Origin of the sequence: Paenibacillus sp. FSL R7-0340 (genome assembly GCF_038002205.1) — a bacterium.
GTDB lineage: Bacteria > Bacillota > Bacilli > Paenibacillales > Paenibacillaceae > Paenibacillus > Paenibacillus polymyxa_B.
In genome coordinates, this window is sequence record NZ_JBBOBY010000001.1 from 4,857,098 (window position 1) to 4,882,866 (window position 25,769).

Sequence of the window (25,769 nt, forward strand, 5' to 3'; positions counted from 1 at the left end):
TCCGTTCATCCTCCTTTTAGAAAGTTCACATAGGCTTGTTCTACATACTTTTTTAATTGATCCTTGAAGTTTTCTTCATCAAATTTGCGGGCATGGGTAATGATATCGTCCACATTCCATGCATGTTGCTCAACCTTTTCGACGGCCTCCAGCACATCCTCTACTTGATGCTTGCGGAAAAATACGCCGTTCACATGAGGAACAATCGTATCCAGCGCTCCCCCACCCTGAAAAGCGATGACAGGCCGTCCGGCCGCATTCGCCTCCAAAGGCGTAATACCGAAGTCCTCTTCACCAGGAAAAACGAGCGCTCGGCATTCTGCCATCAGCTTGTTAACCTCTTCATCCTCAAGCCTGCCGAGGAACTCAATGTTCGGAGCAGCCATACCTTCGAGTCGTTTACGGTCCGGTCCTTCACCCACAATGCGCAGCTTGAGACCGTTACGTTTGAATGCTTCGATCGCGAGATCGATGCGCTTGTAGGACACCAATCGGGATACGATCAGGTAATAGTCACCGATGTTTGTAGCGCGTTTAAAACGGGATGTATTAATAGGTGGGAAAATCACATCCGAATCCCTTTGGTAATAGTGCAAAATTCTTCGTTTAACAACCGAAGAGTTGGCAACAAACTGGTCTACGTTGCGAGAAGTTTTGGCATCCCATGTTTTCAACCGGTTCATGTACAGCTTGAGCATGTTTTTGAGCAGGTTGGATTTGGACTGCCGGGCCATATATGTATCGTAATCCCAGGCAAACCGCATCGGTGTGTGACAATAACAAATGTGAAACGTATGTTTGGGTACCTGGATGCTTTTCATAAATGCACTACTGGAGCTTAAAACAATGTCGAAATCCCTAAAATCAAAATCACGGATAGCAATGGGATACAGCGGCAGCACTCCTTTGAAGTTGTCCTTCACCCCTGGGACTTTTTGTAGCCAAGTGGCTCTAATATCCGCATCCTTCAAGTTACGCGACAGGCGGTCGTCGCTGAACACCGTTGTGAAGATAGGAGCCTCCGGATACATATCGTGGAATACCTCTACTACCCTTTCCGCTCCGCCCATTTGGATTAAGTAATCGTGTGCTATCGCTATTTTCATCTGAATCATCCTTTAACGCGAATGTCGGTCAGACTCCTGCCAACAAACCCTTATAGTAATGAACTATATCCTTAACTGTGTTCTCGATGACAAAATGCTTTTTGACCCGTTCCATCCCTCTCTCACCCATCTGCTGACGTTCTTGTGGATGCTCCAACATCCAGCGGATGGCTTCTTCCAGCTTAGCCGGATCACCCGGTTCAATAAGCAGCCCGGTTTCATGGGGTACCACCGTTTCCTTGGGTCCACCCTCATTGGAAGCAATCACTGGGAGACCCGCAGCCATGCCTTCAATAATGACCTGACCGAATGGTTCTGGTGTAATAGAGGTATGAATCAGCAAATCACAACGCTGCATCAGGCCTTGAATGTCATCGACGTGTCCCAGCAGATTGACGTTAGCCAACCCGTATTCGCGCATCGTGGACTCTAATCGTTGCTTGTATTCCTCTTCTCCGAACAACGCATCTCCAGCCAGCCAGAATTTCACGCGCTGATCCGGTAAAAAGGAGCGTGCCGCTTCCAGTAAAATATGCTGTCCCTTCCATTCCGCCAATCTGCCGACCAATACGACGTTAAACGAGTCATCACCACGTGAATCCGCAGCCGTGTCACGTGCTGTAATTGCTTTGGCAAAAGCAGAGTAAACGACGAGCGTCTTTTTGTCCGGGGGTAACTCCAACGCACTCAGCGTGGATTTGGAATTTGCAATCACTCCGTTGGGCAAAAAGCGGGACATCAGCCGAATCCCTTTGGCCACAATCGGCTTCAGATACGGCGGACCGATGTGGTCACGGATATGCCAGATCAAGGGCAGCTTCGCCGATTTGGCGGCTACTGTACCATACAGTGCAGACTTGAGCGAGTTCGTGTGAACGCACACGACCTTTTCCTCACGCAGCAAGGGCGCAAGTTTTCTACCGTAAGCCAGCAAACGAAAAGCTGCTGCAGGCGCACCTAGATTCACGGCATTCCGTCCCCGATTGCGAATCGAATCGTCCAATGGAACGATGCGCACATCAATATCACGCTGCCGAAGCCGATCTGCTAAATCGCCCTCCTCTGCCAAAATAACGAGCGGGTCGATATGTTCCCCGATATTCGTCAGTATGTTATACAAAGCGACTTCGCCGCCGCTCCATCTTGCCGTATGGTCAATATAAGCTACTCTCATCATTTCGCCGCCGCCTTTCTATCAAGGACCTGTCGGAACACCTCTTCCACCTGCTCCGCTACATGTCCCCATGTATATCTGCTCAGGACATGGTCCCGGCATTCCCTTGCATTCGGTAGAAGTTCACGATGATCCAGCACACGCAGCAACCCTTCAGCAATGGCTTCACTATCCGTTCCCTTGAACAAAAGCTCGGGACGGAATCCTCTTAAAATCTCCTTATTGCCACCCACAGGAGTCGCCAGCACCGGCAGTCCCGAGGCCATCGCCTCCACTGTGATCAGACCGAAACCTTCCAGTGCCTGTGTAGGTACAACGAACAAATTCGATGCTTGGTGGTACAGTGGAAGCTCCTCATCTGACACATAACCGAGCAGCCTTACATGGTTATGAAGATTGTATTCCGCCACCTTGGAAGCCAATTCCTCCATCAAGGGGCCCTTCCCTCCAATCAGCAACACATGATCAGGATGACGCTCGGTTACTCGTCGCCATGCTTCCAGTAGCTGTAGCAGTCCCATTCGATTAACAAGACGACGAACGGTGAGCACAATCGTCGCATTTTGCGGCAAATTCAGGCACTTCCGCACCGCTTCTTGATCCTCTGCCGGGTGGAACCTTTCTACATTCGCCGCACCAGGAATAACATGAATTTTGCTGAGTGGAACCTTATAGTGCTCATGCAAAATATCCCGAAAGGTTTCGCTTAGCACTATAAATTTATCCGCCAATCCGTAGGCCTTCATTTCAATGGATTTAGCCAACGTCGTTTTTAGCAAATGCTTGATGCCCTGTCCTTCAATCTTCATTTCCTCCGTCCACGGTCCGTGAAAGGTGGTAACTACCGGAATTCCTCTTTTTTTCGCCTCCAGCGCCGGTCCGACACCATAGGGAGCAAAATGGGAATACAGTACATCCGTCGGTTGCTTGTCAAACAGCTCTGCTGCATATTTTTGCATTAGCTCTCGACGCTTCCACATGGATTGCTGCTTGCTGCCAATCGAATGAATCCGAATACGGTCGGGCGCCTGCGGCTGCTCGTCACTACAGATTAGAGCATCCAGCGTATTGCGCTCTAACGTAAGCTGCTCACAGATGGATTTGAAATATGTGTTGAGGCCTCCTGGCTGCAAGGACGGCCAGCTAAGCCCCGTTGCCGCAATACGAAATCCGTTATTGTACGACATAGCTGGTTTCTCCTTTCTGCTCGGTATGTCCGTCATCCACGATTTCTATCTTTTTTCGCCGCTTGGTTAGCTCATAATGCTTGAAGCAGACGAGAAACTCATACATCACCCAGAATACTGCTACGGCAAAACCCGCCAATCCCTTGCGGTATAAGCCTTGGACAAAATACTTCTGCACAAAGCGGGCAGGAGGCCGCCACAACAGTCTGGTAATCCGAAAGGATCTTCCTTTGTTAAATGCCGTCTCTGCTTCCAGATCTGTATATTTGTTAAAACGGGTCATATGATCACTGATGCTGCGGAAGCCGTAGTGCCATAACACGCCCTCCAGATTGACAATCTGGGAAGAGGCTACATCCGGCATTTCATGAACAAGACTATTCGTAATGCCATAAATACGCCGATTGTACAAACGAACCAGGTATTCGCCTTTGTTCATCCATTTGCCGAGAAAATCTCCAATCCGGAATACGGAATATGCTTTGGCCGGATCGTGGAGCGTTTCCTTTACTTTCAACAAGTCTCCAAGCAACTCTGCATCCACTACTTCGTCCGTATCAATCAGGAATATCCAATCAAATTCCGCTTTTTCAACACCAAACATGCGCTGTTTGGCATAACCGGGCCACGGGTTGGAAAACACCCGACAGCCCAAGGATTCAGCTACCTGAATCGTATTGTCCTTGCTCCCTCCGTCAATGACGACGATATCGTCCGCAAAGGGCTTGCAGGATTTAATGGCGGCTGTGATTCGAGTGCCATCATCCTGAGCGATAATAACTACGGATATCCGGTTGTCCGCGGGAACGCTAGACATGTGGTTCATTAGCGGGTGCCTCCTTCTTTATCTAACCGTTAACTGGCTTTTTCCGGATGTAGTGTGACATCGTTGATCGGAGCCATTGAAAATCTTGTTTGGAAATAAGCAGTCTTGGAATCTTCATTTTTAGAACGAATTTAACATTACATAAAATGAAAATGAACCGTAGAATCCCCGAAGACAGCATTGCTATCCCTGCACCCGTCAATCCATATTTCGGTACGAGTATGGACAGCAATGGAATGACGAGCGCCAATCCGACACCCTGTAGAATGGTAACCAGTTTGGGCTTACCCAACGCCATAAATTGTTGTGCCAGCACCATGGTTCCCCCACTGATAGCAACCTCAAGCACCAGGAACCGGAATACCGTAAGCGCTTGTTTAAACTCTTGACCATATAACAATGTAAATACGAACGGAGCAATCAGCATCAGCATCACCGCAGCCAGAAAGGTTGCCGTTGATGTCACTCGAAATGCCCGAAATGTTATGGCCACCGCCTCTTCCTTATTCAGACCGGAGGCTTTGGGAAACAGCACGACAATGATCGAGGTAGAAAATACATTCACCATCCTGGCCAAGCTGACCGCTACTGCATATAAACCGAGATCAGCGGGTCTGAGCAGACCCGCAATCAAAATCTGATCAATATAAGTGGAAACCTGCCCCATGAGATCATTTCCGTATGAACCCATACCGTAGGTAAAGAGATTTTTAAATTGCGTCCAGCTGTTCTTTACCTTTGGTTTGTACAGCCGAATCATTCGTATCGTGACACCAATATAAATCGGCAAGCCCGGCAGTAAATAGGCCAATGCCGAGGTGTACGGATTCATATTTCCGGTTAAGATCAGAATCGCCAGACCCAGCAGTGTACTTAGCGGTACCAGATACCGGAATAAATTGTACTGCTTATATTCCGAGCGAACTTGAAGCAATGCATTATTGATCTGTGAAATCGCTATGAGCGGACACATCATCATGGAGCACTGCGCGAAAAGTATGACCGATGAAGAAAAAGAGCGCAGCCAATAAGGAATTAGAAAAACTCCGACGAGTGTCGCCAAGCCCCCGAACATGGTAGCCAGCAGCAAGGCCAGACCATACAGCTTGCCCGTTTCCTCCGGTTTCCTTTTCGCATTGTAAATTAATGCAGATGGGACACCGAAGCTCATGCAGAAGGCGAGAAATTGGGACCAGTTCACCATCGCTGTCTGTTCCCCGCGTCCAGTAGGACCCAGGAATCGTGCCGTTAGCACACCAGTCAGCATATTCACGACGAGAATCAGCATACTGAATATCATCGTTTTTACTGCTGCAGAGCTGTTATCCTTGCTTTTGGCAAACCGAATCACCGTGGACCATAGTGTCCGGACAGGTGCGGATAATGCTTGTAAGTTTTGCACAGCCTTTACCTTCTTTCCGCGATGACATCTTTTGCCCATAGTCCTATCCCGATCATCATCCAGATCAGATAGCCGCGCATACCGGGGAAACCATTATCTGATATGAGACTGGCTACAGCTCCGGCCCACGTAGCCAACGCCAGTCTGATATAAGGCTGACTGGCATCTCGTGCGGCAATACGGGCGAGAAGGCGCTTGATGATAACGAAGAGACCACCGAAGAAAAAGAATGCCCCGAAAATACCGAAGGTGAGGAAAATGGCGATATATCCATTATCCATAATCCCAAGTTCGCCGAGATCGCCGCCGTTATCAAGCTTGGTTCCGATTCCTACACTCCCAATCCCCTGCCCGACCGGATTGCCAGCAATCGCCGGAAGCATCGTATGCAGTAAATCCAAACGTTCATTGTACGAATGATCCTGCTGAATATCCGTCAGCGTCTGCATGCGAGCCACCAAACCTTCTGCCCCTGGAAGTTTTGGAACAATGATGTAGAGAAGAAGGCCAACTATAGCTAGTTGAAACAAGGTTTTCCACTTTCCCTTGGAAGATGAACTGAGAATGTAAGCCAGTAACATGACGAATGCAATTAGCCAGGCTGAACGTACCAGCGTGATTAAGAGACAAACGACCGTCAGCAGGATTCCGATCCATCCCAAAGTGCCACGCCAACGTTTTTCCATTAGCATGGGTACAAGTGCCATCGCCAGGAAAATAGCGCAGGGACCAGGCGAGTTCATGGAAGAAAATACTCTGATTTGAAGTGGTTCTGGAACACCAATGGAATTCATTTCTACATGATTCATCCAAAATGCATCCCACGGAGGCACCGTCAAGTACTGGATAATGCCGTAAATTGCCACAAGAACAGCAATGTTGGCATATGAATACAGCAGTCGGTCCAGCTCCTTCGCCTTCATGGGCTTAATCGCAAGATAAGGCAACAGGATCAAAGGAACCACATAATTGGCTAAATCATAAGCAAAAACAATACCATTTTTGAATAACCCGACCACACTTCCGTAGGCCAATTCTATGCCGAAAAATACAGCAATTCGGGTCAAGGGTTTTTCGGCCTGATGAATGCCCCGCAACACAGGAATAATCAACATACTGCTTACCAGCAGCGGTGCCACGCTCAACAAGGAAACCGAGTGATATGTTCCCTCCATCCAATCCGCAATGCGGCGGATTTCCGGGCCTACTGCCCACACTGCCAGTGTGTAAGGAATCAGTAGCCGCGATTGCAAGATCGCCAGCAGGAAGGCCGGAAAAACGAGCGCCAGCAATATGGCTCCCTGCTGGCTCATGGTGGGATTCATCTTGGCGCTGACAAATCCGATGGCGAGTGGCAACATACAAGCCATCAACCCCATGCCGATCATGCTGATTCCACGCCGATTTCCTAGCCAAACGGAAATCTGCTGATCTGCCAACCGACTCATGTTTCTCACCCCTGACCTCCCTTCATCCGCTTCCGCTTGAACATCTCCTTAAACAGCAGAACGAGAAATTGGGAATCCTCAATCAAATATCTTTTCCACAATCGTTTAGGCTCCTGAGACAACCTCCAGAACCATTCAAATCCCGTCTTCTGCATCAGCTCCGGTGCTCTTTTCACATTTCCCGACAGGAAATCAAAGGTCGCTCCCACCCCAATCGAAATCGGAGCGCGGTAAGTCTCGTAATATCTGTAGATCCATTTTTCCTGTTTAGGGGCGCCTACACCTACAAAAACGATGTCCGGGCGAGCCTCTTGAAGCAGTTGGATAATGTGCCTATTCTCCTCCTCGTTTTTCTCAAAACCATAAGAAGGAGAGTAACAGCCCACCACATTCATGTTCGGATAAGATTCCTGGAGATTGAGCATAGCCTTCTCAGGAATACCGTCAGCTGCACCCAGAAAAAATAAACGATAGCCTCGATCCTCAAAAGCCTCTCCCAGCCGAGTGAACAAATCTGACCCGGACACCTTTTGTTTGAGGGGTTTTTTCAGTAACTTGGACGCCCATATGATAGGCATCCCATCGGCCACTACAGCTCCGGCATCCGAATACACCTTGCGGAATTCATCATCCTTGCGAAGCTTGATCACATGATCGACATTACAGGTCAAAATGTAGGAATGACGCTGATGTTCAATAGAAGTATCTATAAATTCGAGTAGATCATTAAAATCGTAATTATCAAAGTTGACATCGAACATGTTCACTCTGCTCATCGTATCACTTCTCTTTGCGAAAATCGGTTTGAGTAGATGTCTGGTATAACGCGTTCAAATACCAGCAAAATGGAATAATCATCTGAACCGTCGACAACGTATTATCTGAAAACGAGTAGATCAGAAAGCCTGCAATTAAGCTTACAAAATAAGGTTTGATAGACTTGGCAAGCGACCGGTAAATGAGAGCGAACACGATCAGCAATGAAAGCATTAATAGCCCGCAACCGATATATCCCGTGTCAAAATAAAAGCGTATATACTCGTTATGCGGTACAACAAAGCCATTGAATAATGTCCCATCGTTCGCGACCGTTACCGCGCCAAGACCTCTCCCTGACCAAGGGTAATCATGTACTCTGTTCAAAAAATATTCCCATGCCTCCGAGCGTCCCGACAGGTCAATGCCTGTATCGGTCTCCCGTTCGAAGGAGCGTTTTTTTAAATTGTTCCATTGCAGGGCCACCGCCCCCAGAGCAACCAAAAACGATCCGGCCAGCGGTAGCAAATAATTGACTTTCCCCTTGAGGTACTGACGGGCAATATCAAACAGATATACAGCAAACATTAATAACAAAGCCAGAATCGGTCCACGTGTACCGGTAGCGATCAGAATCAGAAAGTTCAGTGCCAACACAGTGTAATAAAAAGCGGCTTGCTTGGGTCTGCGCTTGACCTCAATTAGAGAGACGGCAATTCCGAGAAAGGAGAGCATTGCCAGATGCGGCGGTATATTCGCTCCTTGTACTCTGACTGCGCCCGTAAATTCTACATCCGTAAACGAATGCAGCCCTAGAACCTGCAAACCCAATCCAATGACCACACTAATAATTGGCAACAGACTGATCAGTCGGATATGCTTTTCTGCTACATCCTTTTTCCACTGGATCAGTAAAAAAAAGAAAGGGAGTGATAAACCGACGAACGCCTTAACGGCAATCGAGGTCGTTAACAAAGGCAGCCATGCTGAAAATCCAAATGTGATCCCCAGCATGATCACCAATGCCCAGACCGGATAGCTGAACTTGAGACGTATGCCATACACGAGCATGCACGGCACCAGCAGAGCCAAAATGCCCAATTTGTACAATGACAAAATCTCAATACCGAACACGCCACCCTGATACAGAGAATCGACTGAGACTGCTGTACTTAGCAAAACAGCGTAGCTGATGCGCTCTGGATGATGGATAGAAACAGCCAGCAAGAGCAGTAAACATACCGCCGCAATACTGACCACCGGCTGATAGGTAGCCGCAATTCCTACAGCAAGAGCGCCCAGTAGAAAAATAAAAACATGCTGTATGGTGTTTATTCTAGTAGTCCAAGGATAGTTACTCATGTTCCATCTTTCACCCCGCAGCTGACTCGCTTTTCCGGTTGCGCAGTGTATCCAGTGTCCCACGGATACTTTCAAGCCTGCACCGGTTCAACAGCTTCCTGCCCTCACTACGTGCCAGCAGGGAATCCAAAGTGATGTATAACACTTTGGCTGCCGTCTTCGCCATCAGCATCGCGTTGCCGCGCAGACCTACGGCCTGAGCAGCGTTAGACATGCCCTGACAATAGTAGCGGTTCATGATCCATTCTTTCGTTAACCGTGAAGCCGGCACAAAATGTTCCACAGACATGTGTGGATGATACATAATCGTTCCACCATTTTTACGGATTTGCTCGAATACCCACGATTCTTCACCTGATAGAAGGATATCTCCCTTTCTGCCTAGATGAAGCGGGAACATAACGGCGGCAAAAGCCGTTTTGCGCATCGCCATATTCGCTCCAAATGGATTCAGTCCAGACGGATATTCACGAACGGCTTTGCCCAGATCAATAATCGTGTAAGGCAGTTCAAGCGGGCCTGTTAGCCAACCCGGTCGTTCCGTCTCAAACATAGGGTCAATTTTCCCACCCATAGCCGTCAGCTCAGGATTGTTCCCGAATGCTGACATAATCGTTTGCAACCATGTAACACACGGAATTGCATCATCATCGAGAAAAGCAATGACTTCCGCTCTTGATAACGTAATGCCTGCATTGCGAGCAGCAGACAGTCCTTGTTCGCGCTCATAATGATATCGGAGATGGATATTCTGACCATGGGCGACGGTGAACCTTTTGATCGTCGCTGCTGTATGATCGGTGGATCGGTTATCGACCACAATGATCTCAGCCAGTGCAAGGTCTTCCAGCTCCAGCAGGGACATTAACGTTTTCTCCAGCAGGTCCGCCCGGTTATAGGTGCAAATAACGACGGACACTGCGGGACATCGCTTGAATGCATCCATCAGTAAGCATCCTTGGAGAACAGCATTTTAACGCCTGTTTTCATGATGATTTTCAAATCGAGCCACGTATTGCGAACATGAATATACTTCAAATCCATTTGCACCATTTCTTCGAAGCCTACACTGTTACGTGCGCTCACCTGCCAGTAACCCGTACATCCCGGTGTTACAATCAGGCGTTGCTTATCATAATCAGAATATTGCTCGACCTCGCTGGGCAACGGCGGACGCGGACCGACTAAAGTCATGTCGCCGACCAACACGTTCCACAGCTGCGGAATCTCATCAATACTCGTCTTGCGCAGAAAACTGCCAATTTTCGTGATCCGAGGATCGTTTTTAATTTTAAACATGGCGCCGCTCACTTCATTCAGCTCCATCAAGTCCTTTTTCAGTTCCTCTGCATTGGACACCATTGAACGGAATTTATACATATCGAATAACTTCTCATTCTTGCCCACCCGAGTTTGCTTGAAAAACACGCTTCCCTTTGGGTCTTCGAGCTTAATCAAAACGCCTACCACTACAAAAAGCGGAAGCAAGACGATCAAGCCCACGAACGACAGCAGCATATCAAGGAGGCGTTTTGTGACCAGGTAGGACGTTTTATCCTGAATTTGTGTATTTCCGTATGGCATGTAAAACGCTTTACCTGACATGACAGCCTCGCCGTCCTCCGGTAAATTTTCCATGCTCATGCTGACGTACCCCCTCTCAACCTGCCGTGGTTGCTTTCTCGGTCTTTTTCAACCATTCATTCATGGCCTCCATAACCGGATACTTCAAATCATCGCTGGCAAGTGCAAATTCAAGTGTGGTTAAAATATATCCAAGACGCTCACCCACGTCATAACGAGTGCCTTCAAAATCATAGGCGTACACACGCTCACTCTGATTCAGCTTTTGGATCGCATCCGTCAACTGAATTTCGCCGCCAGCTCCTTTTTCCTGAAGATCAAGATATTTGAAAATTTTCGGCGAGAACACGTAGCGACCCATAATAGCCAAATCAGATGGCGCTGTGCCTGGAGCCGGTTTTTCTATAAAATTATTCACTCGGTACAAGCGTCCGTCCTGCTGATCCGGTTCAATGATGCCGTACCGGTTCGTAAATTCCTGCGGTACCCGCTGCACACCGATAACCGAATTTTGAGTTTCCTCATACTGATCCATCAGCTGGCGCAGGCAAGGTTTTTGACCTGTTACGATATCATCGCCCAGCAGCACACCAAACGGCTCGTCCCCGATAAAGCGTCTTGCGCACCATACCGCATGTCCAAGACCTTTGGGTTCTTTTTGGCGAATGTAGTGAATTTCCACTCCCGAAGAACGCTGTACTTCCTCCAGAAGTTTCAGCTTACCGTCCTCGAGCAGTTTGGATTCCAGCTCAAATGCGTTGTCAAAGTGGTCCTCAATGGCACGTTTGCCTTTACCCGTAACGATAATAATGTCCTCAATACCCGAAGCAATCGCTTCTTCCACGATATATTGAATCGTAGGCTTATTGATAATTGGAAGCATTTCCTTAGGCATCGCTTTTGTGGCAGGGAGGAAGCGCGTACCTAACCCTGCTGCTGGAATAATGGCCTTTTTCACTCTTTTCGTCATCGCACTCATTCTCCTTGCTTCATCGAATTTTGGTGTTGCTTACTTCACCTGATTCATCACAATTCCAACCAGCGTCGCACTGGCCTGCTCCATGAGTTGCTTTGTTTTGCGTAGATCTTCCCGTTTGGTACGACCATGTCTAGCAACGAGAATCACACCATCCGTCAAGCCTGCAATCAAGCGAGCATCCGTATAATTCAACGCCGGAGCCGAATCAAGCAAGATGATGTCATATTCACGTTTGAGCTCTTCCAGCAGCTCAGCCATACGTTCGCTACCGAGCAGATCTGCTGCGTTGTACAGGGTGTCTCCACCGGGAACAACCGATAGCTCCAGCCCACCATGCCTAACGATAGACTTGGAAGAAGCCCCACCGCGCAAATAAGCCGATAGACCTGCGGTATTCTCCATTCCGAATATTTCGTGCAGCGCTGGTTTATGCAGATTGCAATCCACCAGAGCCACCTTCTTGCCTTCTTGTGCAAAGGAAACTCCGATGTTGGCGAGCAGTGTAGTTTTACCCGCTCCGCTTTCCGGCGAGGTCAACAATAGAACCGTGCCACGGTCCTTTTGCCCAATCACCTGCTGCCGGATGTATGTACGGAGGGATCGAAATGATTCCGAGATATACGATGATGGATTACTTTCTGTAATCAACATGTCATTCAATCGCAGCATATTTACGCTCCCCTACCCGTTCTTTGGAATTTCCGGCTGCTCCATCGACGTCTTTCTTGCGAATGACTGGAATCGATGCGATTACCGGAATACCGATGTCCGCGTCCGCTTCTTTCTCCGAGCGCAGCGTGCCGTTAATGCTTTCCAGGAACACAATCGTGCCCAATGCAATCATCAGCGATACGAGAAAACTAATCGCAATATTCATGAGCGGGTTCCCATTAATCGGGTCAGGATTGGCCTGAGGGTCCGCTTCATTTAAAATTTTCACATTATTCAATTCCATCAATCCCGGAACTGTCTGTACGAATTTCTGGGTTACCGCGTTTACTACCGCTGCGGCCTGTGGATAGCTCCCTGCCTCAAACGTCAAACCGATAACCTGACTTTTATCCGAGGATTTAATCTGCAGCTTCTCTGCCAACTTCTGCTGCGTCAAACCGAACTCGGGATGAGCCGCTACAACAGCGTCCATAATTTTAGGTGAAGTGAGAATTTGCTTGTAGCTTTCCACCAAATTAAGACTTGTGTTGACGTCGTTCAGATTGTTACTCCCCTGCTTGGCGGAAATATGATTAACCAGCAGTTGGCTTGAAGCGGAATAGACTGGCTTCACAACATTGTCGCTCACAAAGTATGTTGTTACACATGAGAGAATGACAAAAATTGCGATCAGCCACAATCTTCTTTTGATCAGGACTAGATAATCCAAAATGGTTTTCTCCACAAAAATCCTCCCTCCTATACAATTTCTCTTCATATTTAAGTATGACTTTATTGTAACAATTGGCTCTGTGAACGACATGGAACCGAATGGCACTTTCTCCCTCACTATGGGGGGAGGGAAATGTATACTTTCGGATACGGCATGGTATACTTTTGTACCATGCTTTGTCGATTATGGAAAAAGAAATCGAAAAAAGCCTCAAAATCACAAAGCTTGGTGATTTTGAGGCTTTTCTTTCCACTCGCATATAAAAGTGCAGCGCAGCTTATAGAGTCAGCGCATCATACCATGTTTGTTGGCTCGTACTTCGCCAGACCAATGGCATTGGCATACAATGCTGCCTGCGTACGATCCGCCAGCCGCAGCTTGGCCAAGATCTGACTGACATGCTTTTTGACTGTGAACTCACTGATAAATAACCGCGATGCAATTTCACGATTGCAGGCTCCTTGTCCCAGCTCGACCAGCACTTCCTTTTCCTTTGGCGTCAGGTCGTCCGACAGATTGCCCGCATCTTCACGCAGCTTGTTTTCGAGAATAGCCGGATCATAATATTTGCGTCCTTTGTTGACAAGATGAATCGCGTAAATTAATTCCTCAGGCAATGCTTCCTTAAGCACATAACCATCCACGGAAGCTTCCTCTGCTTTCAGAAAATCTTCACGTGTTGCGGAAGAGGTCAGCAAAATAAATTTGCTTCTGAAACCACGTCCGCGCGCTATCTTGATAATATCCAGCCCCGATTCATCAGCTAGTTTCAAATCCAGCAGCACCAGATCCGGATCTGTTTCCTCGATCACCACAAGTGCTTCCTGTTGATTCTGGGCCTCTCCCGCAAACTGAACATTGGGCTGCATGGATATAACCGCAGCGAGTCCTTTCCGTACTAAAGGATGATCATCGACAATGACAATTTTCATGATTCGGCCTCCTGTCTACAGTTCAGGATTTGCATAATCCCTATGTATCCGATTGTTACCGCAGATTTTGTATTGCAGAATGTTCACGCATTTTATTCGAGGATTTTGCAAAATCCTCATTCATAAGCATTTACCGGAATGGACAATCGGATCTGTGTTCCCTCTCCGATTCGACTTGAAATATCAAATTCGCCTCCCATCGATTGAGCTAAATATTCCATATTCATCATGCCCAGGCCCCCGCCTGCACTGACCGCCTCACCTCCTGCTACCATTCTCGCCGTCTCAAACCCTACTCCGTCGTCATGAATAGACAGTCTAATCACTTGGGGCGTCAATTTTAACTTCACATCAATTCGCTTGGCCAATCCATGACGGATTGCGTTCCCCGCCGCTTCGGAAATGATGCGGAACAAAGCTTTTTGGTACAAATACGGAAGTGAATAATGATCACCATGAATGTCAAAATCAATTTGTACATGGTTCAGCTTGGAGAGTGTATGGAGATGACTTTTCACCGTCCCTAACCAAGTTGAGCCTCCGCTTTTTTTCGAGCTTAGACTATGAATCGCCCCTTTCAGCTCTCTAACCGCTTGGTTAGCAGATTGCTGAATTAGATCAATTTGCTCCTCCACCTGCTCCTTTGGCTGATGACACCAGGTTTGCCGGAGAGAATGCGTTGCGTACACAATACCAAAAAGACTTTGAGAAACATTGTCATGCATTTCATTTGCAATTCGGTTCTGCTCATTCGTCACAATCAGCTGATTTTCAATACGCTCCAGCTCATAGCGCTCCAAGAACACAGCGCTCAGCTCAGCCAAGAATATCAGTTGTTGCACGAGCCAGCGTCTTCCTGTCAGACTTTGATCCGGGCCCAGCTTGAGGCCAATCGTCGCTACAAAACGGGTCGTCATCGGTACTGTGATCATGAGGAAATCGCCCCATTCTGGCAGATGTCTGAAAAATGGTTCACGCTCTTCCCTGAATTCCTCCCGATAATTCCCCAGCTCCTCAAATAGCTGCTCCTCCTCCTCTACCGTCCAGCCTGTCTGGCTACTTTCCGGTGCATCCTCCTCCTGACTATCCAGCCAGAAAAATGCACGGCTCTGCTTTGTTAGCTTGACAGTATAGTCTGAGATGACCTGGCCGAGATTTAAAGCCTCATTGTGGCTGGTCGTCTCCATGATGTGGTAAATCGACTTGATATGATCCATCGTCTCATTGGCTTGTTCTTTAGCCACCTTCAGTTCGTCCTTCATGACGCCGATAACCTGCATTGCCATCGTAGTTACGATCAGTACCAGAAACAAATTGATATTCTGCAATATAAGATCCCACAAAAAATATTGACCTGGTGTAAAAAAGATATAACAAAATGTAAGCACCAAGCCGATATAAGAAAGGAGGAGTGTCCAACTGTATCTCATAGACAGATGAGCACAAGCCACCAGCATGGGGGTAATCACATACCATTTGAACGGGCTATCCATCCCTCCGGTTGGGAATAACAACAAAATGATCCCTGCTGTTTCTAGTGCAATGCTGCATTTCAATACCATATCATGAAGTCTGTATTTACGGTAAATCCAAGTAAATGCTGTAACGGATAAAAATAGAAAACCAATCAGTAATAGCTTCTGCCACACGATTAACCTAGATGATTCGAACAGAAAAACAAGTGACGTTAGAGATAGTGATACATAACGGTATAAAAAAATCATTTTGTCTTCTGCTGACTTCCTCAACTTCATCCTGTCACCCTATTCTGTGTTTTGAAGGGACGATGGGCATATTAGGTTTGTTTGTGTACTCTAAAAAAATCATAACCAATCCAAAAATAAATAACAAGACATAAACTCTTACGTAAACGGTTACATTCCAAAAAATTTGGTACTTTTTATAACATATTTACCGTTTCAGGAAAACATTTTGGGGGTAATGTCAGAATTTATGACGTTTGTCAAGGAAATGAATCACATTTTTAGCAACCTAAAAAAGACTTGCTGGTACCACCGTGATTATAACAGCGGTATTCAGCGAGTCCTTTTTTAGTAAATTTGGTAGTCTACATTTTAGCCCCCGGCACGCGCCAATTCACGCATATTGGCTTCAAATGCTGCCAACAGAGCTTCATCTCCGCTCAAACCAGTTGCCTCTTCTTTTTGGATCTGTTCAACCATACGCTTGTAATCCTTTGGAATCACCCGTACAAACTGCTGAATCGCAGTCTGCCAATCATCCAAAATACGTTGTCCCGCTTCACTACCCGTGTAAGTGACATGGCGTTGAATCAAGCCGCGCAAATCTGCTGCTTCTGCAGGTTCTTCCACACCTTCCAGCAACACCATTTCCAGATTACAACGGCTCAGGAACGTCCCCTCAGGGTCATAGACATATGCAATACCTCCGGACATTCCGGCTCCAAAATTCCGTCCGGTTCCACCCAATACCGCTACACGTCCGCCCGTCATATATTCGCAACCATGATCCCCAACGCCCTCAACTACAATACGTGCGCCGGAGTTCCGAACGGCAAAGCGCTCGCCTGCGATTCCGCTAATGTAAGCTTCACCGCTGGTCGCTCCATACAAGGCTGTATTTCCGATAATAATGTTCTCTTCTGCCTTAAAGGTTGCTTTGTGAGACTTTTTCACTATAACCTTACCGCCAGATAGCCCTTTACCGACATAGTCATTGCTATCGCCTTCCACGCTCAGCGTGATGCCTTTCGGAATAAATGCCCCGAAGCTCTGACCTGCCGATCCAATAAAGTTAAAGCGAATCGTATCCTCTGGCAGACCCGCCGCTCCATACTTACGGGTGACCTCGCTGCCCAGAATCGTTCCTACCGCCCGATTCACGTTTGTAATAGGTAAGGTACCCTCAACAGGCGTTCCGTTCTCCAGCGCTTCCGCAGCCATCGGTACGAGCTGCTGCATGTCGAGTGTTTCTTCCAGACCGTGATTTTGGCGTTGTACGCGGTAACGTACACTACCTTCTTCCAACTCAGGAACATGCAACAGCAAGCTCAGGTCTACGCCCTTCTTCTTCCAATGCGAATCGGCGTTCACGGTATCCAGACAATCCGTACGTCCAATCATTTCCTGAATTGTACGGAAGCCCAATTCCGCCATAATTTCACGGACATCTTCTGCGATGAAACGCATAAAATTCACCACATGGGCAGGATCGCCCATATAATTTTTGCGCAGCTCCGGATTCTGCGTAGCCACACCAACCGGACATGTATCCATTTGGCATACCCGCATCATAATACAGCCCAACGCCACGAGCGGCGCTGTAGAGAAGCCGTATTCTTCCGCGCCCAACAGGGCAGCTACTACCAAATCGCGGCCAGACAGCATCTTGCCGTCTGTCTCCAATACCACGCGGTCGCGCAGGTTGTTCAACATCAGCGTCTGATGCGTCTCCGCCAGACCCAGCTCCCAAGGCATACCTGCATGGCGAATGGAGCCTTGCGGGGAAGCGCCTGTACCACCGTCGTAACCGCTGACCAGAATAATGTCAGCACGGCCTTTTGCTACCCCTGTAGCAATCGTGCCTACGCCTACTTCTGACACCAGTTTCACGTTAATGTCAGCACGCGGATTGGCGTTTTTGAGATCATAGATGAGCTCTGCCAAATCCTCGATAGAATAAATATCGTGATGCGGCGGTGGTGAAATCAAACCTACTCCTGGCGTAGAACCACGTACCTCAGCAACCCAAGGGTATACCTTACGTCCTGGCAGTTGTCCACCTTCACCCGGCTTCGCGCCTTGCGCCATTTTGATCTGAATTTCGTCGGCATTCACCAAGTAATTCGATGTTACACCGAATCGGCCTGACGCTACCTGTTTAATCGAACTGCGACGAGAATCGCCATTGGCATCCGGAATGAAACGTGCAGGGTTCTCCCCACCTTCACCCGTATTGCTCTTGCCACCGATCCGATTCATCGCAATCGCCATATCTTCATGCGCTTCCTGACTGATCGAGCCAAAGGACATGGCTCCTGTCTTGAAGCGACGCATAATGGATGCAGCGGATTCCACTTCTTCCAGCGGCACAGGCTCACCCGTAGGCTTCAACTGAAGCATCGAGCGGATCGTTAAATGCTGTTCCGTTTCGCCCTGCACCAGCTTGGCGTATTTCTTGTATAACTTGTAGTCTCCAGAGCGAACCGACTGCTGGAGCAAATGCACCGTTTGCGGGTTAAACAAATGCTCTTCCCCGTCGTTACGCCATTGATAGTCGCCGCCCGAATCCAGCACTTTGTCGTTGCCGTCCTTGTCGGTGAAAGCACGGTTATGATGAACGAGCGCTTCCGTAGTCACTTCCTCCAGACCGATACCGCCAATGCGGGAAGGTGTCCAGGTGAAATAACGGTCAACAAAGTCCTGTTTCAGACCTACAGCCTCAAAAATTTGTGCTCCACGGTACGACTGAATCGTGGAAATACCCATTTTGGACAATATTTTAACGACACCCTTTGTTGTCGCTTTAATATAATTTTTAACTGCCTTTTCGTGCGAGATGCCGCGCAGCAAGCCCTGCTGAATCATGACATCCAGCGTTTCAAAAGCCAGATAAGGATTAACCGCGCTCACACCGTATCCAAGCAGCACCGCATAATGGTGAATATCCCTTGGCTCCCCGGACTCCAGCAAAATGCTCACACGTGTACGTGTACCCTGCTTAATCAGATGGTGATGCAGGCTGGAAACAGCTAGCAACGCCGGAATGGCCGCATTTTCCGCATCCACTCCACGGTCGGACAAAATCAGGATGTTATGACCTTTGTCAATGACACGGTCAGCCGCCTCAAACAATCCTTCCAGCGCCTTGCGTAAGCCCTCAGCACCTTCCTTCGCTTCAAAGAAGATCGGAATTGTCATTGATTTGAAGCCCGGACGGTGTACGTGGCGAATTTTGGCAAACTCCTCATTCGACAACACCGGCGAATCCAAACGAATCTGACGACAGCTTTCCGGTTCTGGATGCAGTAAATTGCGCTCTGGCCCAATCGTAGTTGCGGTTGACGTTACAATCTCTTCACGAATGGCGTCAATCGGCGGGTTCGTGACTTGGGCAAACATTTGTTTAAAGTAATTGTACAAACGTTGCGGACGATCAGACAGCACCGCCAATGGTGCGTCGTACCCCATTGAGCCAATCGGTTCTGCACCTGTAAGTGCCATCGGCTCCAGAATTTTGCGCAGTTCTTCAAACGTATATCCAAAAGCGAGCTGAAGCTGATTTACATTTTCATGTTTAGGCTCCGGCTGTTCTAGTGCTTCCGGCAGCTCATCCAGATCAACCAAGTGCTCATCCAGCCATTGCTGATAAGGTTCCTCGGAAGCGATACGTTCCTTTAACTCTTCGTCAGAAACGATACGGCCTTCTTGGGTATCAACCAACAGCATACGACCCGGACGGAGACGATCCTTATAGAGCACATTTTCAGGAGCAATATCCAATACACCCGCCTCTGAAGACAGTGCGATCAGATCGTCCTTGGTCACATAGTAACGTGCAGGACGCAGACCGTTGCGGTCGAGAATGGCTCCGATTTGGATACCGTCTGTAAACGCCATCGCAGCAGGTCCGTCCCACGGTTCCATCATGGTGCTGTGATATTCATAAAATGCTCGCTTCTTCGGGTCCATGGTTTCATGCTTGTTCCAAGGCTCCGGCACCATCATCATGGCTACATGAGGAAGGGAACGTCCGCTCAGATACAGAAACTCCAGCGTATTATCAAACATGGCTGTATCGGAGCCATCTGGGTTAATGACTGGTTTTACCTTCTTGATATCTCCACCAAACGCTTCGCTTTCAAACTGCGCCTGGCGAGCATGCATCCAGTTCACGTTGCCGCGCATAGTATTGATTTCACCGTTGTGAATCATAAAACGATAAGGATGCGCACGGTCCCAGCTCGGGAACGTATTTGTGCTAAAACGGGAATGGACCAGCGCGATCGCCGATGTCACCCGCTCATCCTGCAAATCCAGATAAAATTTGCCTACCTGCTCGGTTGTCAGCATTCCTTTGTATACAACCTTGCGACATGACAAACTTGGAATATAGAACGACTCACCGTTCTCATCCTCTTGGTTATAGCGAATAGCAAGCTCTGCACGTTTGCGAATGACATACAGTTTCCGTTCGAAGTCCAGCTCTTCCTTCAGATCGCTACTGCGACCGATGAATACCTGACGCACGCCCGGTTTAGCTGCTTTTGCCGATTTCCCCAGCATTTCGTCATAAGTTGGAACATCGCGAAAACCCAAACAATTTTGACCTTCGTCCACGATGATATCTCTTAGCTTCTGCTCATGTACCTCACGAACTTTGGGATCATTGGATACAAAAAGCATACCAACGCCATAATGTCCGGCCTTTGGCAATTTGAAACCCAATCGCTCCGCTTCCTCTTGAAAAAACAGATGAGGGACCTGAATCATAATCCCTGCTCCGTCACCGGAGTTTGGTTCACTTCCCTGACCGCCCCGATGCTCCATATTCACGAGCATGGTCAAAGCCTGACTTACAATATCGTGCGATGGTTTTCCCTTGATGTGGGCAACAAAGCCCATGCCGCAGGCGTCTTTTTCGAATTGGGGATCATATAGTCCCTGTTTGGGTGGTAAACCTGTCTGTCTCATGGAACGCAACCTTTCTGTTATAAAGTCATGCTGGCCTGAAATACAGGCGGCCGAATAGAAGACAGTGGCAACAAGAGGTAACTCAAAGAACAACTACGAGGAATGGGGGACAAAACATGTGACGTATTCAAGGCGGTACGGTCCGCTGAATGCGTATGTTTTTCAATAATTATGCAATGGCTTGACTTGAAAAATACGTCGATTCCACTGATGAATCTAATTAGTTCTATCATTTTATCATTGACCTATCATGTTAGCAATTCAAAGTTTTTATGATTGTGATAATAAATCTTTTACATTACAGCTTCAACGTATCAATGCAAAAATATCTCATTTTTATGTATAAATATTCACTTTTAAAAAACAGCCTTTCCTATTCCTCTAAGGAACAGAAAAGGCTGACAAAGGAGATTTGATGAGTTTATAGACCATCAAGTGTATTCCCGCAAATCAGATATCCGTATTAAAATTCGAGACTTTCGCCGGGCTTCAATGCTTTCCCTTCAATGCCTTCTTTGTGTAGACGATCACAGAAGCCGTCTCCGTCCTGCTCAATACCCGGGAACGTATTGTAATGCACCGGTATTACGCGGCTTGCACGCAGCCATTTTGCTGCCAGCAGTGCATCCTCCGGTCCCATCGTATAACCATCTCCGATCGGCAATACCGCAGCATCGATGGAGTTAGTTTCCCCAATGAGACGCATGTCGCCAAACAGGCCAGTATCCCCTGCATGGAAAAAGGTTTGGCCTCCCATGGTCAATAAAATCCCCGCCGGCTCTCCCATGTAAACGGTTTGTCCGTCCACCGTCAAAGATGAGCTGTGGAACGCAAGCGTGAATTTCACATGGAAACCGTCAAAGTGGTGCCCCCCACCCAGATTCATACCGTGAGCTTTGGCCCCCAAGGATGAACAATATTCGGCCAGTTCCGCGACCGCGATCACTGGACAATCATTGCGCTTGGCAATTTCAACAGCATCTCCAAAATGATCGGCATGACCGTGTGTCAACAGTACGGCATCCACCTGAATATCCTCGGCTTGTACGGTTGCTTTAGGATTTCCCGTCAAAAAAGGATCAATAATAATCCGTTTCCCCTCTGCCTCTACCAGTACAACTGAATGTCCATAATATGTGATTTTCATATCATCTACGCCTCCTTTGTCACTTTCATTATTTTGGTTACTTTCCTTTACCTATTATAACTCTTTTGCATACTGGCTTCACCTGTACCACAAAATCCGTTCACAAAGCTGAACCCTATTGTTTAGAAAGGGCTGTTATTTGTAGAAAGTATGATGACCGATAGTTTTCACCTTGGTACGCGAATGATGAACCGTAAGGTCCTGGGCTAACGTAAGCGACAGGAAAAAACAGGTGTTATCAGGCACGGCTTTATGGCCGTTCAAAGCAGCAGTAACCGCACGGATGCTGTCCTGGTTGGGCTGAACACGACGAAGACGCCCGTTCGCGACCGGACTAAATTGCGCTTTTTGATAAATCACTGCCTGAATCGTATCGGGAAATGGGGCTGACCGCAGCCGGTTTAAGACAACGTTGGCAACTGCCACTTTGCCTTCGTACGGTTCGCCTTCTGCTTCTGCCATCACTATTTTTTGCAGCAGGAGCAGTTCTTTAGCGGAGACAGGATAGCTCCAGGTAGACAACGCCTTGTCATCCTGAGTGAGCATTTTTGTCTTCGTAAAGTAGATGGTTGTAGGAGGGGTTAGGATTGCGGACTTGCTATGCTGGACCTCAAGCTTTTTCTTGCCTGTAGCAACGTTATTCCGAGCTTGTTCCGCCTGCTTCATCTGGGAAGCGGGTAACGGTGTCGGCATGATTTCTTTCCAGCTTGGCTGCCCATGAGCAGCGACAAAGATGGGGCTTGTCCTGTTTGACCCGTTATGGGTCCCCATCCTGTCGCCATATGAAGGAGCCGAAGAGTTCCCTGACCAGCTCAGAGATTGCATAGGTGTATTTTTATGATTTTTCTGTGTTTGCTGAACCTCAGCGTAGAGGCCTATCCCCAATATACAAACAAGCAGCACACTCAAAAGAGGTGCAAACCAACGATGTTCTTTAACGATTTCCATAATGTTCCTCCCGTTAACTTTAAGCACATTCCTCAGATATGTAACCCAAAATGCGCCTTTTGAATAACGCTGAAACACTATATCACTAAATTCGCTGATAGATCAAGGGTTTCACCTCATTAATGGTAATTTTCGAATTATTTGGTACATTGGTTTTTGACCCATTCTGGTTGCATATAAAACAAATTCTCCCACTTCCCACGGCTCGCTGCATCGGTCATTTGGCTGCCAAATAGACGGTGGAATAGGCTGTTCTCCTGTGTACGAGCGTGCTAGGGTGATATGAGGTCGATAAGGTCGTTCCTCGGGTTTAAAACCCAGCGGTTCCGTAGCCTGGAGTATGGACTGGTACAATTGATCCAGTGACTCACGCTGCCCGGTCACTCCCCTCCACAGTACACGCGGAAATTCTTCACGGCCAAAAAAACCTGCTTCTCCAATGCCGAGTGTGAACGGGCCATGCTCAGCTGCAGCTTGAACTAAAACCTGCTCAAGTTTCGGTATAACCGAGGTCTCCACATCACCCAAAAACTGAAGTGTCACGTGGTAATCTCTGAAATCACTCCATTTGCGAAAAGTCAGGTCTTTTAAATCCTGCTCCACCCAATCATGTAATTTCTTCTTATGCTCATTTGGGAGAGCAATAGCTGTAAAAAGTCTTTGCGATTCATTTTTCATCAATCTATACCTCCTTTCCTAATAGATATTTGTGGATATCTCAAAAAGTAGCTGTTTGGATTGTCCCTAATCAGGGTAAAGCCATTTGTTGTTATATATAGTGACACCGCGAGCTCGTTTTTACCCTAATTATGCAATTTTTTCGGCAATCTGTTATTCTTGAAAGGATGGTTCGCCAGAATATATTGGAAACTCCAAGGAATCAAAAATCGAGGAGGCTATGAACTATGGGAAACATTTTAAGCTTACATCAACTTACGGAAGAGCAAAAAAAACAAGTTCGTGCAACAGCTCCGGGCTACGAGTTGATTATTGGCAAAGCTCAAGAATTGGAGTCTAAACAAATCCGGGAGGCCGAGGTTATTCTAGGCTGGTCAAAGCATATTGCCGAAGAGGCGTTACACCCAGACAGCAAACTGAAGTGGATACAAACCTGGTCGGCTGGAATTGACAAGCTACCGCTTACCGAATTGGAGAAGCGTAACATTTTACTAACGAATACAAGTGGTGTGCATGCAATTCCAATTACAGAGCAGATCTTTGGCATGCTGCTATCGCATACACGTTATTTACAGCAAGCAGCTCTCTTGCAACGTCAGAAAACATGGCAGCCACCGAAAGGCCAACTGACGGAATTACGTGGCAAAACGCTATTGATTACAGGCGTTGGCGAAATTGGCCGTGAAACAGCGCGGATTGCAGAAGCCTTTGGCATGCGGGTGATCGGAGTCCGTCGTTCTGGCAAGGAAGCTCCCCATGTAGAGCATATGTATACTAACGAACAACTACACGAAGCATTGGGAGCAGCGGATATCGTGGTAAATATATTGCCATTCACCAAGGAAACCCATCACTTCTTTGACGAAAAAGCATTTGCAGCTATGCGTAAGGGAGCCTTCTTCATTAATGTAGGCCGCGGTGGCACCGTTCATACGGATGCGCTTGTACGCTCTTTGGAGCAAAAGCATATTGCCTTTGCCGGACTGGATGTATTCGAGGAAGAACCGCTACCTGCTTCACATCCGCTATGGAGTCTGGACCATGTCTTGATCACACCGCATATTGCAGGCGATACGGACCGATATGCCGAACGGGCGGTAGATATTTTTCTTACTAATTTGAATGCCTATGCCGCTGATCAGGAACTGCCGCTGAATGTGGTTAACTACAAAACTCAGTATTAACACACTACTTACAGATCCAGATTTCCCGACTCATACCTGTCTTATGTATGCGGCATTGCTCCGTAAGGGTCCAACCTGAGTCGGATAACAATGTTTCCATCGGCTCCGTGCTCACGACCACTGCCCGCGCGGCCAAGCGTCTCAGACTGCGCAGCATCTTCTTTTGTTCATCAGCCGGGAGCACGGAGCACAGGTTATAGGGCATATCCAATATGGCCGCATCGTATGTGCCTTCGAGCATATTCATATCCCCCAGCTTCACTAGATCTTCTTCATATCCAAAATGACGCAAATTCACTCGTGCCCCACGCACCGCCAACGGGTTGATATCACAACCGCGAATATCCTTTCCCATACTCAATGCCTCAATCATTACATTGCCCATACCACAACACGGGTCTAGCAGTTTCAATGAGCCTGGCTCTCCCTTTGCTGCTGTTAGATCAGTTGCTGCCAAATTCACAAGTGCCCTAGCTACCAGAACGGGTAGTCCAGTAGAATAATTTTGCGGCTTCTGACGACGCTCCTGCCACGATCTGTCGCTATACTGACACGTGCCCAGTAGCCACCGTTCTCCTATCCGAATAACACCAAGGGTGATATCCGGTGTCTTCATTTGCGCCTGCCCATGAATGCGTGCACCCATTCGGCGTTCGATCCCGCGCCGCTCGTCATAGTCAGCCTCATGGTCACCTTCTTTAAGGCACAACACCTTGAAAGTCTTTCCTTCCTCAAGTTGTAACATAGAAGCTGCTTCGCATAGCTCTTCCAGCGTTCCCGCATCTGTCATTACATCCAGCCTAAGATGAATAAACGGGCTCGTCCCCGGCTCCAGACGCCGATGGGACAATAGGATGGAGTCCTGCACGGGCGGCTGACCGAACAAGCATTTTAATTCCAAAAAACACAACTCACGCTCTGTTTCATGACACGCATAGGTATATATGTAGCTTGGTTTCATTTCTTCGATATTCGTTTTCTGTTTATTCATGTCATAT

The 25,769-nt window shown here is 47.7% G+C and carries 21 protein-coding genes; 1 reads left to right on the forward strand and 20 read right to left on the reverse strand.

Annotation, left to right across the window (positions count from 1 at the left end; all coding sequences use genetic code 11):
* Nucleotides 1–5: 5 nt before the first annotated feature.
* The 19 genes from MKX59_RS21770 to thpR all read right to left on the reverse strand — a co-directional run bounded on the left by MKX59_RS21770 (nt 6) and on the right by thpR (nt 23,587).
* Nucleotides 6–1,106, reverse strand: coding sequence for a glycosyltransferase (locus MKX59_RS21770; RefSeq protein ID WP_023987424.1), 1,101 nt, complete (start codon nt 1,104–1,106; stop codon nt 6–8).
* 28 nt (nt 1,107–1,134) lie between these two features.
* Nucleotides 1,135–2,283 (reverse strand): glycosyltransferase family 4 protein, encoded by a 1,149-nt coding sequence (locus MKX59_RS21775; protein WP_028543108.1) that lies wholly within the window; start codon nt 2,281–2,283, stop codon nt 1,135–1,137.
* Entirely contained in the window at nt 2,280–3,467 is a 1,188-nt protein-coding gene (locus tag MKX59_RS21780) for a glycosyltransferase family 4 protein (RefSeq protein ID WP_340858925.1), read from the reverse strand. Before MKX59_RS21780 ends, MKX59_RS21775 begins: the two co-directional genes overlap by 4 nt.
* Complete coding sequence (locus MKX59_RS21785; protein WP_023987421.1) at nt 3,454–4,293, reverse strand: glycosyltransferase family 2 protein; 840 nt, start codon at nt 4,291–4,293, stop codon at nt 3,454–3,456. The genes MKX59_RS21780 and MKX59_RS21785 overlap by 14 nt, the downstream gene beginning before the upstream one ends.
* 22 nt (nt 4,294–4,315) lie before the next feature.
* Nucleotides 4,316–5,695 carry a lipopolysaccharide biosynthesis protein gene (locus MKX59_RS21790; RefSeq protein ID WP_013309157.1) on the reverse strand — a complete coding sequence of 460 codons (1,380 nt, stop codon included), beginning with the start codon at nt 5,693–5,695 and terminating at the stop codon, nt 4,316–4,318.
* A 5-nt stretch (nt 5,696–5,700) separates the two neighbouring features.
* Nucleotides 5,701–7,143, reverse strand: coding sequence for an O-antigen ligase family protein (locus MKX59_RS21795; protein ID WP_071559047.1), 1,443 nt, complete (start codon nt 7,141–7,143; stop codon nt 5,701–5,703).
* 5 nt (nt 7,144–7,148) lie between these two features.
* Entirely contained in the window at nt 7,149–7,919 is a 771-nt protein-coding gene (locus tag MKX59_RS21800) for a WecB/TagA/CpsF family glycosyltransferase (RefSeq protein WP_028543109.1), read from the reverse strand.
* A 4-nt stretch (nt 7,920–7,923) separates the two neighbouring features.
* On the reverse strand, nt 7,924–9,261 hold the full coding sequence (locus MKX59_RS21805) for an O-antigen ligase family protein (RefSeq protein WP_068938670.1): 1,338 nt from the start codon (nt 9,259–9,261) through the stop codon (nt 7,924–7,926).
* Nucleotides 9,262–9,271: 10 nt separating this feature from the next.
* Nucleotides 9,272–10,207, reverse strand: a complete 936-nt coding sequence (locus MKX59_RS21810; protein ID WP_013309153.1) for a glycosyltransferase — start codon at nt 10,205–10,207, stop codon at nt 9,272–9,274.
* Nucleotides 10,207–10,905, reverse strand: coding sequence for a sugar transferase (locus MKX59_RS21815; RefSeq protein WP_013309152.1), 699 nt, complete (start codon nt 10,903–10,905; stop codon nt 10,207–10,209). The genes MKX59_RS21810 and MKX59_RS21815 overlap by 1 nt, the downstream gene beginning before the upstream one ends.
* Nucleotides 10,906–10,921: 16 nt before the next feature.
* The gene (gene galU / locus MKX59_RS21820) at nt 10,922–11,815 is read right to left on the reverse strand and encodes a UTP--glucose-1-phosphate uridylyltransferase GalU (RefSeq protein WP_013309151.1); all 894 of its coding nucleotides are present in this window, start codon (nt 11,813–11,815) and stop codon (nt 10,922–10,924) included.
* A gap of 39 nt (nt 11,816–11,854) precedes the next feature.
* Nucleotides 11,855–12,493, reverse strand: coding sequence for a CpsD/CapB family tyrosine-protein kinase (locus MKX59_RS21825; RefSeq protein ID WP_028543111.1), 639 nt, complete (start codon nt 12,491–12,493; stop codon nt 11,855–11,857).
* Nucleotides 12,477–13,220 carry a YveK family protein gene (locus MKX59_RS21830; RefSeq protein ID WP_023987416.1) on the reverse strand — a complete coding sequence of 248 codons (744 nt, stop codon included), beginning with the start codon at nt 13,218–13,220 and terminating at the stop codon, nt 12,477–12,479. The genes MKX59_RS21825 and MKX59_RS21830 overlap by 17 nt, the downstream gene beginning before the upstream one ends.
* A gap of 281 nt (nt 13,221–13,501) precedes the next feature.
* Nucleotides 13,502–14,140, reverse strand: a complete 639-nt coding sequence (locus MKX59_RS21835) for a response regulator (RefSeq protein WP_013309148.1) — start codon at nt 14,138–14,140, stop codon at nt 13,502–13,504.
* 116 nt (nt 14,141–14,256) lie between these two features.
* Nucleotides 14,257–15,894 (reverse strand): sensor histidine kinase, encoded by a 1,638-nt coding sequence (locus MKX59_RS21840; RefSeq protein ID WP_028543112.1) that lies wholly within the window; start codon nt 15,892–15,894, stop codon nt 14,257–14,259.
* Nucleotides 15,895–16,215: 321 nt separating this feature from the next.
* Nucleotides 16,216–20,814: a glutamate synthase large subunit gene (gltB, locus tag MKX59_RS21845; RefSeq protein ID WP_076264390.1), complete on the reverse strand. Its 4,599-nt coding sequence runs from the start codon at nt 20,812–20,814 to the stop codon at nt 16,216–16,218.
* A 463-nt stretch (nt 20,815–21,277) separates the two neighbouring features.
* Nucleotides 21,278–21,961 (reverse strand): metal-dependent hydrolase, encoded by a 684-nt coding sequence (locus MKX59_RS21850; RefSeq protein ID WP_340858926.1) that lies wholly within the window; start codon nt 21,959–21,961, stop codon nt 21,278–21,280.
* Nucleotides 21,962–22,096: 135 nt separating this feature from the next.
* The gene (locus MKX59_RS21855) at nt 22,097–22,909 is read right to left on the reverse strand and encodes a cell wall hydrolase (RefSeq protein WP_023987413.1); all 813 of its coding nucleotides are present in this window, start codon (nt 22,907–22,909) and stop codon (nt 22,097–22,099) included.
* A 111-nt stretch (nt 22,910–23,020) separates the two neighbouring features.
* A complete protein-coding gene (thpR, locus tag MKX59_RS21860) occupies nt 23,021–23,587 on the reverse strand; it encodes an RNA 2',3'-cyclic phosphodiesterase (protein ID WP_340858927.1) in 567 nt (188 codons plus the stop codon).
* 227 nt (nt 23,588–23,814) lie between these two features.
* On the opposite strand from thpR, the gene MKX59_RS21865 reads away from it, so the two are divergent.
* On the forward strand, nt 23,815–24,771 hold the full coding sequence (locus MKX59_RS21865) for a D-2-hydroxyacid dehydrogenase (protein ID WP_076157882.1): 957 nt from the start codon (nt 23,815–23,817) through the stop codon (nt 24,769–24,771).
* A 4-nt stretch (nt 24,772–24,775) separates the two neighbouring features.
* Here the strand turns inward: MKX59_RS21865 and MKX59_RS21870 are convergent, their stop codons facing one another.
* Nucleotides 24,776–25,762, reverse strand: coding sequence for a TRM11 family SAM-dependent methyltransferase (locus MKX59_RS21870; protein ID WP_023987410.1), 987 nt, complete (start codon nt 25,760–25,762; stop codon nt 24,776–24,778).
* Nucleotides 25,763–25,769 lie beyond the last annotated feature (7 nt).